This is a genomic window from Rhodopseudomonas infernalis, from assembly GCF_022271405.1.
GTDB classification, from domain to species: domain Bacteria; phylum Pseudomonadota; class Alphaproteobacteria; order Rhizobiales; family Xanthobacteraceae; genus Rhodopseudomonas; species Rhodopseudomonas infernalis.
This window is the reverse complement of sequence record NZ_JAJNAL010000002.1, coordinates 45,458-58,303: the sequence shown is the minus strand read 5'-3', so window position 1 is coordinate 58,303 and position 12,846 is coordinate 45,458. Positions and strand designations below refer to the sequence as shown.

The 12,846-nt window shown below is 66.4% G+C and carries 11 protein-coding genes; 5 read left to right on the top strand and 6 right to left on the bottom strand.

Annotated elements, in window-relative coordinates:
- Positions 1–118: 118 nt before the first annotated feature.
- From LPW26_RS01985 to LPW26_RS01975, 3 genes are all read right to left on the bottom strand, one after another.
- Positions 119–1,324, bottom strand: coding sequence for an ABC transporter substrate-binding protein (locus LPW26_RS01985; protein ID WP_238732567.1), 1,206 nt, complete (start codon positions 1,322–1,324; stop codon positions 119–121).
- Positions 1,325–1,357: 33 nt separating this feature from the next.
- The gene (locus tag LPW26_RS01980; protein WP_238732566.1) at positions 1,358–2,881 is read right to left on the bottom strand and encodes an acyl-CoA synthetase; all 1,524 of its coding nucleotides are present in this window, start codon (positions 2,879–2,881) and stop codon (positions 1,358–1,360) included.
- 87 nt (positions 2,882–2,968) lie between these two features.
- On the bottom strand, positions 2,969–4,078 hold the full coding sequence (locus LPW26_RS01975; RefSeq protein ID WP_238732565.1) for an AraC family transcriptional regulator: 1,110 nt from the start codon (positions 4,076–4,078) through the stop codon (positions 2,969–2,971).
- A 113-nt stretch (positions 4,079–4,191) separates the two neighbouring features.
- Between LPW26_RS01975 and LPW26_RS01970 the strand changes: the two genes are divergently transcribed.
- Positions 4,192–5,178, top strand: coding sequence for an NADPH:quinone oxidoreductase family protein (locus tag LPW26_RS01970; RefSeq protein ID WP_238732564.1), 987 nt, complete (start codon positions 4,192–4,194; stop codon positions 5,176–5,178).
- A 101-nt stretch (positions 5,179–5,279) separates the two neighbouring features.
- Here LPW26_RS01970 and LPW26_RS01965 read toward each other — a convergent pair whose 3' ends face one another.
- Entirely contained in the window at positions 5,280–5,684 is a 405-nt protein-coding gene (locus LPW26_RS01965) for a carboxymuconolactone decarboxylase family protein (protein ID WP_238732563.1), read from the bottom strand.
- Positions 5,685–5,893: 209 nt separating this feature from the next.
- Here LPW26_RS01965 and LPW26_RS01960 point away from each other — a divergent pair, with 209 nt between their 5' ends.
- From LPW26_RS01960 to LPW26_RS01950, 3 genes are all read left to right on the top strand, one after another.
- Complete coding sequence (locus tag LPW26_RS01960; protein ID WP_238732562.1) at positions 5,894–6,874, top strand: NADPH:quinone oxidoreductase family protein; 981 nt, start codon at positions 5,894–5,896, stop codon at positions 6,872–6,874.
- A gap of 165 nt (positions 6,875–7,039) precedes the next feature.
- Positions 7,040–7,465: a VOC family protein gene (locus tag LPW26_RS01955; RefSeq protein WP_238732561.1), complete on the top strand. Its 426-nt coding sequence runs from the start codon at positions 7,040–7,042 to the stop codon at positions 7,463–7,465.
- Between the two features lie 57 nt (positions 7,466–7,522).
- The gene (locus LPW26_RS01950) at positions 7,523–8,728 is read left to right on the top strand and encodes an MFS transporter (protein WP_238732560.1); all 1,206 of its coding nucleotides are present in this window, start codon (positions 7,523–7,525) and stop codon (positions 8,726–8,728) included.
- Between the two features lie 9 nt (positions 8,729–8,737).
- Here LPW26_RS01950 and LPW26_RS01945 read toward each other — a convergent pair whose 3' ends face one another.
- Positions 8,738–9,076: a 2Fe-2S iron-sulfur cluster-binding protein gene (locus LPW26_RS01945; RefSeq protein ID WP_238732559.1), complete on the bottom strand. Its 339-nt coding sequence runs from the start codon at positions 9,074–9,076 to the stop codon at positions 8,738–8,740.
- On the bottom strand, positions 9,073–10,812 hold the full coding sequence (locus LPW26_RS01940) for an FAD-dependent oxidoreductase (protein ID WP_238732558.1): 1,740 nt from the start codon (positions 10,810–10,812) through the stop codon (positions 9,073–9,075). Before LPW26_RS01940 ends, LPW26_RS01945 begins: the two co-directional genes overlap by 4 nt.
- Before the next feature lie 579 nt (positions 10,813–11,391).
- Here LPW26_RS01940 and LPW26_RS01935 point away from each other — a divergent pair.
- Complete coding sequence (locus tag LPW26_RS01935) at positions 11,392–12,846, top strand: sensor histidine kinase (protein WP_238732557.1); 1,455 nt, start codon at positions 11,392–11,394, stop codon at positions 12,844–12,846.

Sequence of the window (12,846 nt, the reverse complement as noted above, 5' to 3'; positions counted from 1 at the left end):
ATGACGAAGGACAGGTGGTCGGACTGATCACAGAGCCTCGCCGGCCTGAGTATCATCGCCCCAAAACAAACGCCCGGCTTTCGCCGGGCGTTTTCAATTTCGCCGACCTGCGCCGGACCTACTTCTCCGCGTCGATCACAGTGCCGATCGGCTTCCATCTGGTGCCGTCGAACTGCATCAACTGCTCCTGGCTCATCGGCGTAAAGTGGGTCGCGCTGGTGTTGAGCTTGATGCCGGGCAGCAGGATTGGCAGTTCCAGATCCTTGATGCTGGCCGCCTGCTTCATCAAATTCTCGCGGGTCAGGTCGTCACCGCAGGCTTTCAGCACGTGTTCGAAGGTCTGGGCGGTGGCGTAGCCGAACACGTAGTAGGTCTCGGACGGATCGGCGTTCGGCATATACTGCTTCATGAACGCCAGATAGTCCTTCATGCCGGGATCCTCGGCCCAGGCCGGATCGTTCGGATCCTTGCGGAACGCGACGGTGATGACGCCCTTCGAATTTTCCAGCCCGGCCGGCACCAGCGTGCTGGAGATCGAGCCGGCCGCGTCGCTCAACAGGTGCAGCGCGTCCCACTTGGTTTCCGCCATCTTCTTGATCGCCTGCGCGGAGAACTTTGGCGTCGAGATGTTGAGGAACACGTCGGCGCCGGTCGACTTCAGCAGCAGGATCTGCGAGTCGGCGGTCGGCTCGGTGATTTCATAGCTGAGCTCCTTGACGATCATGCTGGAGGCCTTGTCGCCCAGCCCGTCGCGGAAGCCCTTGGCGTAGTCCCGGCCGAAATCGTCGTTCTGGTACATCACCGCGACCTTCGCGGTCGGCCGCTCCTTCAGCAGATATTTGGCGTAGATCACGCCCTTGGCGTGGTTGTTCGGCTGCCAGCCCATCGACCACGGATAGGTTTGCGGCTCGGAGACGCGATTGGCGCCGGTGCCGAGAAACAGGCCCGGGACCTTCTTGGTGTTGAGATATTTCTGGATCGCGAAATTGGTCGGAGATCCGAACGTGCCGACGATCGCCAGCACCTCGTCGCTCTCGACCAGCCGCCGCGTCTGCTCCACCGCCTTCGACGGGCTGTAGCCGTCGTCGAGCGAGATCAGGTTGATCTTGCGGCCGTTGATGCCGCCGGCGGCGTTGAGCTTCTCGAAATACGCCGTCATCGCCTTTCCGATCGCCGCGAAGCTCGACGCCGGGCCGCTATACGGCATGGTCTGACCGATCTTCACCTCGGTGTCGGTGACGCCGGGTCCGTAATTCTTGGCGGTGGCCGGCGCGGACGCGGCGACGCACGCGGCGGCACATGCCGCTGCTATCAGCTTCTTCATGTCGATGTCCTGTGTGGTGGATGATGCGGTGGATCAGGCCGGCTGGAGATAGCGCTGCTTGAGCACGTGCTTGAACAGCTTGCCGTTCTCCTGCCGCGGCAATTCCGCCTCGAAATCGATCGAACGCGGACATTTCACGTGAGAGAGCTGGTCGCGACAATACGCCATCAGCTGCTGTGCCAGTGCGGGCGTGGCGCGCGACGGATCCTTGAGCTGGATGACCGCCTTGACCTCCTCGCCATATTCGAGGTTCGGCACGCCGAACACCGCGACGTCCGCGACCAGCGGGTTGAGCGCCAGGCAATTCTCGATTTCAGCCGGATAGATATTGACGCCGCCCGAGATGATCATGTGCGAGCGCCGGTCGGTGAGATAAAGAAAGCCCTCCGCGTCGACGTAGCCGACGTCGCCGATCGTCGACCAGCCCTGCGCGTTGCGCGAGCGCGCGGTCTTGTCGGGGTCGTTGTGATAGACGAAGGTCGGTCCGTCGAAATACACGTCGCCGATCTCGCCGGGGGCGAGTTCTTTGTGGTCCTCGTCGAGGATGTGGATGGTGCCGACGCAGGCCCGCCCGACCGAGCCGCGGTGCGTCAGCCAGTCGGCGGTCGAAATGCAGGTCGCCCCGTTGCGCTCGGAGCCGGCGTAGTACTCCCAGACGATCGGGCCCCACCAGGCGATCATCTGTTCCTTGAGTTCCGGCGGGCACGGCGCTGCGGCGTGGATCGCACAAACGTGCGACGACAGATCGTAGCGGCCGCGGACGTCGTCCGGCAGCCCGAGCAGGCGAAAGAACATCGTCGGCACCCACTGGCTGTGAGTGATGCGATAGCGCTCGATCGCCGCCAGCGCCGGCTCCGCGGCGAATTTCGTCATCACCACCGCCGTGCCGCCGCTCTCCAGCGTCCGCATGGTGAAGCGCAGCGGCGCGCCGTGATACAGCGGCGCCGGCGACAGATAGACGGTGTGATCGTCGAACCCGAAATTCTCCCGCACCCAGTCGCCGGACGCCTGCGCCTGGCGCAGATTGGAGAACAGCGGCTGCTTGATGCCTTTCGGCCGCCCGGTGGTGCCGGACGAATAGAAGAAGTCCTTGCCGACCGGACCATCCGGGATCTCGATCATGCGATCGAACTTCGCGAGCTCCTTGACGTAATCGAGACCGCTGCCGCCCTCGCCGACCGTGAAGATCGTGCAGCCGTGCGGATTATCGGCTTCCAGCGCCTTGACCGCTTCGGTGAACCGCGCCCCGGCGAAGAACACTTTGGCGCCGCTGTCGCGGACGATGTAGGCCGCCTCCTCCGGCTTCAGATGCGTACTCACCGGCGTATAGTACACGCCATGACGGCGCGCGCCCCACAGCAGCTCGAAATAGCGCAGATCGTTGTCGAGCAGGACCGCAATGCCGTCGCCGGCGGATAATCCCATCCACATCAGCAGCTGGGTGACCGCATTGGCGCGACGATCGAGTTCGCGATAGCTGATCGCCTCGTCGGTGAACGCGATCAGCGCGGCGGTCTTGTCGGGATGGCGTTCGGCCCACTGACGTAGCGTTGGCATATCTTCCCCATCAACGGCCTTGAGAGCGGCCCATTGCGGGGAGTATCTGTTCAATAGCGGCCGCGTTGAATGACCGTGCGCGCCATTTCAGTTGGCTGAATCCGACCGCATGGCGGGATTAGCGGCGTGCCGCTCGCGGAATTCGCCCGGCGCCATTCCGGTCCAGCGCCGGAACGCGCGGTGAAACGTGCTGAGTTCGGAGAAGCCGAGCGACAACGCCACCTCCTCCAGCGGCAGCCGCGACTTCTTCAGCATGTGCGTGGCCACGTCTCGCCGCACCTGATCCTTGATCTCCTGAAAGCCGCACTGCTCCTCGTCGAGCAACCGCCGCCGCAAGGTCTGCGGCGACATCGCCACCATCCCGGCGACGTCTTCGAACGACAGCGTACGCTTCAGATTGCGCCGCAGAATGCCGCGCACGCGCTCCGCCACGCTGGCGTCGTCGCGATAGCGCACCAGCAGCGCGCTCGGCATCGACGCCAGGAAACGGCGCAGCCGCTGCTCGTCCGGCATGATCGGCAGATCGAGCAGCTCGGCATCGAACCGGATCTCGGTGCGCGGCTGATCGAACAGCATCGGCGCGCGGTACACCGGTTCGAGCTCGGAGCTGAACGCCTCCTCGGGAAATACGTAGTGCACGGTGATCAGCGGCAGCCGCCGTCCGACCAGCCAGCACATCAGCCCGTAGGTGAACATCAGGATCGCGCCATTGACCATCCGCCGCCGCTTCGGCTGCTCGATCGTGTCGGTGACGTAGACCGAGGCGTCGTGCTCCCCCTCGGCGAGACGCACCACGAAATCGTCGACCACCAGATGATAGAATTGGCAGCCGATCCGGATCGCCTGCCGCAGGCTGCCGCAATGGATCAGCAGCCGGCACATCATGCGGAAGGTGCCCGGCTTGATCGGTCGGCTGCCGAGCAGCCACAGCTCGTCGCGCGTCACCCGCGTCAGCAGCGCGATCATGCGGGCGAACTGATCCTGCGGCAGCCGCGTGCCCGGCTGCTCCAGCTCCTCCGGCCGGATGCCGGCTCGCGCCAGCAGGCGATCGAGATCTAGCCCGGCTTCGCGCGCGCCACTAAGAATGAGGCCGACATATCCCGTGTCGATCGCAGAGCGGGATGAGACCGCTTTGCGCGGTCCGGTTCGGCGTGAGGTGATGTCCGGCATGCCCACAGGATAGCGGCGCCGGCGCATGCTCGCCAGCGTAACCTTGGCGCCCGGCGCCAACCGGAACGGTCGATCCGGTCATTGCGCCGACGCCGCATCCCGGCCACCCCAGGAGACGACGCAATCGAAGGAGCCGCATGATGCGCGCATTGATGAGCTGCGAGCCGGGCGGACCGGAGACGCTGAAGCTGCTCGAGCTGCCGGCCCCGGTCGCCGGTCCCGGCCAGATCGTGATCGCCATCAAGGCCTGCGGCGTCAACTATCCGGATCTGCTGATGATCCAGGACCTCTATCAGGTGAAGGCGCCGCGTCCGTTCGCGCCGGGCGCCGAGGTCGCCGGCGTCGTGACGGCGCTGGGCCCGGACGTCACCGGCTTCCGCGTCGGCGATCGCGTCACAGCGCGGATCGGCACCGGCGGCATGGCCGAAGCGGCGGCGGTCGATGCGGCGCGCTGTGCGCCGATCCCGGACGGCATGTCGTTCGTCGATGCGGCGGTGATGCAGTTCACCTTCGAGACCGCGCTTTATGCGCTGCGCAACCGCGCCCGGTTGAAGCCCGGCGAGACCGTTCTGGTGCTCGGCGCCGGTGGCGGCGTCGGCATCGCCGCGGTGCAGGTCGCGCGTATCATCGGCGCACGCGTAATCGCGGCCGCATCGTCCGAGGACAAACTCGCTTTCGCCCGTCAGCACGGCGCAGCAGACGGCGTGCTGTATCCGGCGAGCGCGCCGGCGGACCGCAAGGAGATCGGCCAGCGCCTCAAGGCGGCGGTCGGAGCCGGCGCCGACGTGGTGATCGATCCGGCCGGCGGCTGGCTTGCCGACACTGCGATCCGCTGCGTCGCAGACGGCGGCCGCTACTGTGTGCTCGGCTTCACCGCCGGCATCCCGTCGCTGCCGCTCAACCTGCCGCTGCTGAAGAATTGCGACGTGCTCGGCGTCAACTGGCGGACCTTCACGCTCACGCAGCCGGACGCACTGGCGGTCAACAAGGCCGAGCTGCAGCTCTGGTACAAGAACGGCCTGCTCTCGGCGGGCGTGACGGCGCGGTTTCCGCTCGCTCAAGGTGGCGAGGCGATCCATCTGCTCGCGGATCGTCGCGCGGTCGGCAAGATCGTCGTGACGATCTGAGCAGTTCTGCGACCGGGCGAGTCAGCACTGAACGCTGCGACACCTGCCGGCACCGGGCCGAGGCCGAACGCGGCTCCGCGCGGTGCGCAGCGCGAGTCTCCCTATTCGACTTCGCCGAGCTCCTTGAGCACCTCGTTGGCCGCCTTGAACGCGTCGAGGCCGGCCGGGATGCCGCAATACACGGTGGCATGCAGCAGCACTTCCTTGATCTCGTCGACGGTCACCCCGTTGGTGATCGCGCCGCGGGTGTGCAGCTTGATTTCCGGCGCGCGGTTGAGCGCGGTGAGCATGGCCAGGTTGAGCATGCTGCGGGTCTTGCGGTCGAGGCCCGGGCGATTCCACGCATAGCCCCAGCACCATTCCGTGGTGATGTGCTGGAACGCCATCATGAAGTCATTGGTCGACTGCAGCGACTTGTCGACATAGTCGGCGCCGAGCACCTCGCGACGCGCCGCAAGGCCGATGTCGAACATGCCGCCGAGAGTGATGGTTTGATCGTAACTCATCCGTTCGTTCCTTCCCTGTTGCCGCGCCGGCGTCCGCCAGGTCATTCAATTCCGTCGTATGGCACGCCGAGTTTTTCGCTTGACCGACAACTCGGCACAGAACTACGCATGGGTCAACGCTCGTCCCGCCGCCCTCCGCGCGGCAATGTCACCGGCGCGCTACAGACGCCGATGTTCTCATCTGTCCATCACGCGAGGCCCACCATCCCATGAAAGCCGTCGTCGTCGAAACCTACACGGACATCGAACAGGTCGCGTTGCAGGATATCGCCGTCCCGCCGCTCCCGCCCGGATCGGTGCGCGTCCGCGTTCGTGCCGTCGGCATCGGTTTCGTCGATGGTCTCAAGGTGCAGGGGCGTTACCAGACCAAGGATCCGCTGCCCTTCATACCCGGAACGGAATTCGCCGGCGAGATCGATGCCGCTGCCGACGATGTCGCCGCCTACCAGCCGGGCATGGCGGTGATGGGCATGACGCGCTCCGGCGCGCTCGCCGAATACGTCGTCGTTCCGGCCGACGCGGTGACGCCGCTCCCGGACGGCGTGTCGCCCGAAGTCGGCGCCGGGTTTCGCGCCAACTACCTGACGGCTCACTATGCGCTGACCGAGCGCGCCAGGCTTGCGGCAGGCGAGCAACTGCTCGTCCTCGGTGCGGCCGGCGGCGTTGGATCGGCCGCGATCCAGCTCGGCAAAATTCTCGGCGCGCGCGTGATCGCGGCGGCCTCCACCGCGGCGAAGCGCGACTTCGCTGTCGGGCTCGGCGCCGACGCGGCGATCGACTACACGCGCACCGACTGGCGCGACGAACTCAAAGCGCTCACCGATGGCCATGGCTGCGACGTCATTATCGATCCGGTCGGCGGCCCGGTCTCGATCGAGGCCTTCCGCTCGATCGCCTGGAACGGCCGCCACGTCGTGGTCGGCTTCGCCGCCGGAAGCATCCCGGCGCTGCCTTTCAATCTGCCGCTGCTGAAAGGCGGCGTGCTGACCGGCGTCGATCTCGCCCAGGTGCCGCGCCGCGAACCGGAGGCTTATCGGCGCGTCAACGCCGAGCTGTTCCGATTGCTGAGCGAAGGCCGGCTGCAGCCGCCGGTCGGTCAGGTGTACGATCTCGCCGACTTCCGCGAGGCCTTCCGCACGCTCGCGGGCCGCGAGGCGCTGGGCAAGGTCGTCGTCCGCGTCACCGCGTAGCGCCGGGACGGCGCAAGGCGGTGCCGACCAGGGCGCCCCCGGAAAAAACGACCAAAAAAATCGAGCAGCCGTGTCGGGTCTCGTTACGCTGATCCGTCTTGAAGGAACTCGCGCAGGCATGTGCAGCGAGTCCGTCCTCGTCTGGCGGATCAAGGGAGACACCATATGAAGATCGTCACCAGCCTCAGCTTTCAGGGTCAATGCCGGGAAGCCTTCGAATTCTACGCCGAGGTGCTTGGCGGCAAGATCACCGCCGCGATGCCATACAGCGACGCGCCGCCGGACATGCCGATCACCGATCCGAAATATAAGACCTGGCTGATGCATTGCTGGCTCGAGGTGGGGGATCAGTCGCTGATGGGCGCCGACATGGACGTCGGCTGGGCTCCGAACATCGCCCAGCCGAAGAACGGCTTCGACGTCACGTTGCACACCACCGATCAGGCCGAAGCCCAACGCTGGCACGAACGGCTGTCCGAAGGCGGCCGGGTGATGATGCCGTTCGCTCCGACGTTCTGGTCGCCGGGTTTCGGCTCGCTGATCGACCGCTTCGGCATCCCGTGGATGATCAACACCCAGCCCGCCGCCTGAGGCGACGACGACGGTCGCACTGCTTCGACCAATCGCCGAGCCTATCGGAGACGACACATGAACCATCCCTATCGTTGGGTGATCGTCGCCGCCGGCGGCCTGCTCGGCTGCGTCGCGGTCGGGGCGATGTTTTCCCTCCCCGTCTTCCTGCAGCCGATGGCGGCCGACACCGGCTGGTCGGTCACCGGCATCTCGACCGCGATGACGATCGGCTTTCTGGCGATGGCGGCGGCCAGCATGGCCTGGGGCAATCTCTCCGACCGGTTCGGACCGCGCCCGGTCGTGCTCGCGGGCTCCGCAGTGCTGGCGGCGAGCCTCGCGCTGGCCAGCCGCGCCAGCTCACTGATCGAATTCCAGTTGCTGTTCGGGATGCTGGTCGGCGCCGCAACGGCCGCGGTGTTCGCCCCGATGATGGCCTGCGTCACCGGTTGGTTCGATACCCAGCGCGGCCTCGCCGTGTCGCTGGTCTCGGCCGGCATGGGGATGGCGCCGCTGACCATGGCGCCGCTCGCCGCCTGGCTGCTGACCGTCACCGACTGGCGCGGCGCGATGCTGATCGTTGCGGCGATCGCCGCAACGCTGATGATCCCCGCCGCGCTGCTGGTGCGTCGCCCGCCGGCGCTGGACGGCGGCTCCGCGCTCGGCGCCGATACGCCGCAAGCCGAGATGACCTTGGCGACGGCGGTGCGCTCGCCGCAATTCGCTACGCTGCTGCTGGCGAACTTCTTCTGCTGCGCAACGCATTCCGGCCCGATCTTCCACACCGTCAGCTACGCGGTCACCTGCGGCATCCCGATGATCGCCGCGGTGTCGATCTACAGCGTCGAGGGACTGTCGGGCATGTTCGGCCGGATCGGCTTCGGCGTCGCCGGCGATCGCTTCGGCGCGCAACGCGTGCTGGTGCTCGGCCTGCTGGCGCAGGCGTTCGGCGTGATGTCCTACGCGTTCGTCAGCGGGCTCGGCGGCTTCTACACGGTGGCCGTGGTGGTCGGCTTCATCTACGCCGGCACGATGCCGCTCTACGCCGTGATTATCCGCGAGAACTTCCCGCTGCGGATGATGGGCACCATCATGGGCGGCATCGGCATGGCCGGCAGTCTCGGCATGTCGACCGGCCCACTGGTCGGCGGCATGATCTACGATCAGTTCGGCAGCTACGCGCCGATGTATCTTGCCGCCTGCGGCATGGGCATCACCGCGATGCTGATCCTCGCCGCGTTCCGGCCATTTCCGCCCCGGCAGGCCGAGATGGCGATGGCTTGAGCGACCCGACTATCCGGATCGCCCGTATAGCCGCTCGTCGGGCGGCGCGATCTCGGTGACGAGGTCGCGCACCAGTGTCTTCTTCGGCAACGGCGCCAGCGCGGTCACGCCCTCCTTGAGGCGGACCGTGCAGGCGTAGTCGACGTCGCCGTCGATCAGCATCATGCATTCTTTGCAGGCGTTGGCATTGATACACGAGTAGCGGAACGACAGCGTCGCATCGGCGGTGAGGCGCAGCGCGCGCAATCCGTCCAGCACCGACTGGCCCGCCTCGAACGATACGTCGAAGCTTTCGACCCGCGGCGCTTCGCCGGGGCCGCCGCGTTGAATTTGCAGCGTCGCTTTCATGCCGCGACCTTTCCGCTCGGCGGCGCGCTGCGGGTCAGGCTCAGTTCGCCGCCCGACAAGGTGATCGTCTGATTGATGGTCCACGCCTCGTCGAGGCCCGGGTGATCCTCGCGCTGATGCGCACCGCGGCTTTCGGTCCTCGCCAACGCGGGCAGCGCAACCGATTGGGCGACCATCACCATGTTGCGCAAATCGAGCCAGTCGACCAGTTCGGCGTCATAGCCGCGCGGAGCCGCAAATGGGCCTGCGCCGACTTCCTGCTTCAGCGCGTCGAGCCCGGCGATCGCTCGGCGAAGCTTGTCCTCGGTCCGGAACGGGCCGACGAGGTCCGCCATCAGCGCCTGCAACTGCGCGATCAGCGCCGCGGGGTTGGCCCGCGGCTCCGACCCTGCGCCGCCTAGTAATTCCATCGACGGCCGCGCGGCCTCGGGCGACCACGCCAGCGACATTTTCGCGGCTCGCCGCGCCGCATTGCGGCCGGCCCGCGCACCGAACACGAAGGCTTCGGTAATCGCGTTGCCCGACAGCCGATTGGCACCGTTGGCGCCGCCGACCGCCTCGCCGCAGGCATAGAGGCCAGGCACGCCGGTTGCGAGCTCGGTGTCGACGCGAACGCCGCCCATGTGATAGTGCGCGATCGGCGCGACCTCGACCGGCGCACGCGCGAGATCGATGCCGTTGGCGGCGAGCCGATCGACCACCGGACCGAAAGCGCGACGAATGTCGGCCTCGGGAACGTGCTGGAAACTAAGATACGCACCACCGGCCGGACTGCCGCGTCCGGCTTCGACTTCCTTGGTGATCGCGTAGGTGGCGAGATCCCGGGTGAGCACGTAGCGGCCGTCGCTGCGCGTGTCCCGGGTCGCGTAGTCTTGCTCAAATTCGCGCATCTGCGCATTCAGCAGCTTGCCGCCGAGCTTGTAGCGGAATGGATCCCACATGATCGGGTCCATGCCGACCAGCCGCGGCGCCAGATGCCCGATCGGAAAGAACTGCACGAACTCCATGTCGATCAGCTCGGCACCGGCGCGCAGCGCCAGCGCGTAGCCGTCTCCCCCCATGTTGGACGACGCACTGTTACGACGATACAGCCGTGTCAGCCCGCCGGTCGCGATCACCACCGCTTTGGCGGCGATCGTCACGATCTCACCGGTGGTGAGATGCAGCGCTGTCGCGCCGCAGGCCACGCCATCGTGCACGGCGATATCGATGATCGCCAGATCGCCGACCCGCCGGATGCCGCTGGCGCCGTTGAGCTGCGTCCGCAACGTTCGCGACACGGCGGGACCGGTGGAGAGAAAATCCACATAGGCGCAGCGCGGACGATCGTGGCCCGGCGCCTGAGCCTGCTTGATATGACCGTCCTCGCGCGCCCAGCCGACCTTCCAGACGTCCATCTCGCGCAAACGATGTGGCCCGTCCTCGCACAGCAGCGCCGCGAGGCTTGGATTGCAAAGTCCGCGGCCGGCCGTCAGCGTGTCGGCCAGATGATGCTCCCAATGATCCGGCGTCTGTTCGCCGAGCGCCGCCGCGACGGTCATCTGCGCCATCACCGTAGCGCCACCGCGACCGATCAGGCTGCGGTCCGCCAGCAGCACGGACGCGCCCTCGCGCGCAGCCTCCAGCGCCGCATACATGCCGGCACCGCCGGCTCCGATGATCAGAACGTCGGTTGCGAGATGGCTCGCTTCCTGACTCGTGTCGCGTGCCCCACCCGAACTCACCATCGCCGCCATCACCTCCCCGGCGCCGCGCAGACGCCTTCAGCCGTACCGCCGCGGTACGACCTTACGGATTGTCCAGACAGGCCAGCGCCAAGTCAAAGCATAGGAGACATGCGTGCGCGGCGCGGAAACGAAGTCAGCTGATGACCTCGATCGTTGCTGTTTTATTCAGCGCCGTGCCTTCGCAATGAACTCGACACGACTTGAGAATCCTATTCTGGCGTGGATGCGTCACGCGATCTGCCGCGAAAGCGCAGGGCGTCGCCACGCCGTTCGAGAACGGCACCTCCTCGACGACGAGGGCAAGATCGTTCGCCGTCAGCCAGTCGGCGCCGGTTGTGGTCGTGAATCTGTGCTGGTTGCGGGAAACATCGACGAGTTGCCGTCGGCGGCCTGCAGGCTCCCCACTCCGTTACCGATACCGTCGAGCAAGTCGTTGATGTCGCTGGCGCGCGCTCCGGTGGAGTCTCCGCGACTTGAGCAAACCGCCGAGCGGCTTCGGCGGCGTGGGTCTCCGCCGCAACAGGTCCCGCACATTGAGCTTTGTCAGTGCGCGACCTAGGGTAGTCGGGCACTGTTCCGATGATGCCAATGACCCGCAAACCACTTGCAACTGCCACCCACGCGCCGCTCCTGCTCGGCGCGACCCTGCTGCTGTTCATCGTGATCGCGGGCGCGCTGTTCCTGAATCTGATGCGGCTGCGGGACAGCTTCTCCTGGGTGCAGCACACCAACGACGTGCTGCTGTCGCTCTCCGGTATCCAGCGTGCCGTGCTCGAAGCGGAAACCAACGAGCGCGGCTACCTCCTGACCGGCATCGACAGCTACAGCGACGGTTATCGCCACGCCCACGACTCGCTGGGGTCGCGGCTCGACAGTCTGCGGGCGCTGGTCGGCGACAATTCCGCCCATGTCGCGCGCGTCGACGAATTGCGGCTGTATGTCGATATGCGCACCGCTCAACTCGGCCGTGTCGTCGAACTCGGCCCGGAGCGGATGCGTGAGGCGCTCGACATTCTCGAACAGGCCCGCACCGACCGGCTGACCGAGCGTGTCGAAGCGAGTCTCACGGCATTCACCCGCGTCGAACAGGCGCTGCTGACCGAGCGGATGCTCAAGCACGACAGCGAAAGTCTCGCAGCCGCGTTGATCACCGCCTGCCTGCTGATCCTCGCCGTCGCCAGCGCGGCGATCGCAGCGTTTCTGCTGGAGCACCAGCGCGCCGCCGCGCGTCAGCAGGAGGCCGACCAGCGGCTGCAAAGCCTGCAGGCCGAGTTGATGAGGGTGGCGCGGCTCAGCACCATGGGCGAAATGTCCAGCGCGCTGGCGCACGAACTCAACCAGCCGCTCGGGGCCATCACCAACTACGTGCAGGGCTCGCGTCGGCTGATCGAGGCCAGCAGCCATCCCGACAAGGCCAAGATCGGCGCGGCGCTCGACAAGGCGGCGCAGCAGACGCTGCGCGCCGGCGCGGTGATCCAGCGGCTGCGCGACTTCGTCGGCCGCGGCGAGACCGACAAGAGCATCGAAAGCCTGCGGGCCATCGCTGAGGACGCATTGTCGCTCGCCTCGGTCGTGACGCGCGACCGTCCGGTCGACGTCTCGCTGGCGCTCGATCCGACGGCCGATCGTGTGCTGGTCGACAAGGTCCAGGTGCAGCAGGTGTTTCTCAACCTGATCCGAAACGCCTTCGAGGCGATGCGTGACGAACCGGAGCGCCGGCTGCGCATCTCCAGCCGTCCGGCCGCGAGCGGCATGGTCGAGATCGTGGTCTCCGACACCGGTCCCGGCCTCGACGCTCAGATCAACGACCGGATGTTCCAGCCTTTCGCCACCACCAAGGCCGACGGGATGGGCATCGGCCTGTCGATCTCGCAGACCATCGTCCAGGCCCACGGCGGCTCGATCACCGCATCGACTCCAGCCGAAGGCGGCACCGTCTTCAGCTTCACACTGCCGCGCGCGGATAACTCGGACGGACATCGAGAAACCGACGCCGCCGATCCTCAAAGAAGCATTTGTTTACGAGCCAAGATTGGCTCCTAA

What these genes read in the sequence shown, in the direction of transcription:
- LPW26_RS01975 (WP_238732565.1), bottom strand. Translation starts at nt 4,078, where the DNA reads ATGCGCCGGCGCCGCTATCCTGTGGGCATGCCGGACATCACCTCACGC.
- LPW26_RS01950 (WP_238732560.1), top strand. Translation starts at nt 7,523, where the DNA reads ATGAACCATCCCTATCGTTGGGTGATCGTCGCCGCCGGCGGCCTGCTC.
- LPW26_RS01980 (WP_238732566.1), bottom strand. Translation starts at nt 2,881, where the DNA reads ATGCCAACGCTACGTCAGTGGGCCGAACGCCATCCCGACAAGACCGCC.
- LPW26_RS01985 (WP_238732567.1), bottom strand. Translation starts at nt 1,324, where the DNA reads ATGAAGAAGCTGATAGCAGCGGCATGTGCCGCCGCGTGCGTCGCCGCG.
- LPW26_RS01940 (WP_238732558.1), bottom strand. Translation starts at nt 10,812, where the DNA reads ATGGCGGCGATGGTGAGTTCGGGTGGGGCACGCGACACGAGTCAGGAA.
- LPW26_RS01970 (WP_238732564.1), top strand. Translation starts at nt 4,192, where the DNA reads ATGCGCGCATTGATGAGCTGCGAGCCGGGCGGACCGGAGACGCTGAAG.
- LPW26_RS01965 (WP_238732563.1), bottom strand. Translation starts at nt 5,684, where the DNA reads ATGAGTTACGATCAAACCATCACTCTCGGCGGCATGTTCGACATCGGC.
- LPW26_RS01945 (WP_238732559.1), bottom strand. Translation starts at nt 9,076, where the DNA reads ATGAAAGCGACGCTGCAAATTCAACGCGGCGGCCCCGGCGAAGCGCCG.
- LPW26_RS01955 (WP_238732561.1), top strand. Translation starts at nt 7,040, where the DNA reads ATGAAGATCGTCACCAGCCTCAGCTTTCAGGGTCAATGCCGGGAAGCC.
- LPW26_RS01935 (WP_238732557.1), top strand. Translation starts at nt 11,392, where the DNA reads ATGACCCGCAAACCACTTGCAACTGCCACCCACGCGCCGCTCCTGCTC.
- LPW26_RS01960 (WP_238732562.1), top strand. Translation starts at nt 5,894, where the DNA reads ATGAAAGCCGTCGTCGTCGAAACCTACACGGACATCGAACAGGTCGCG.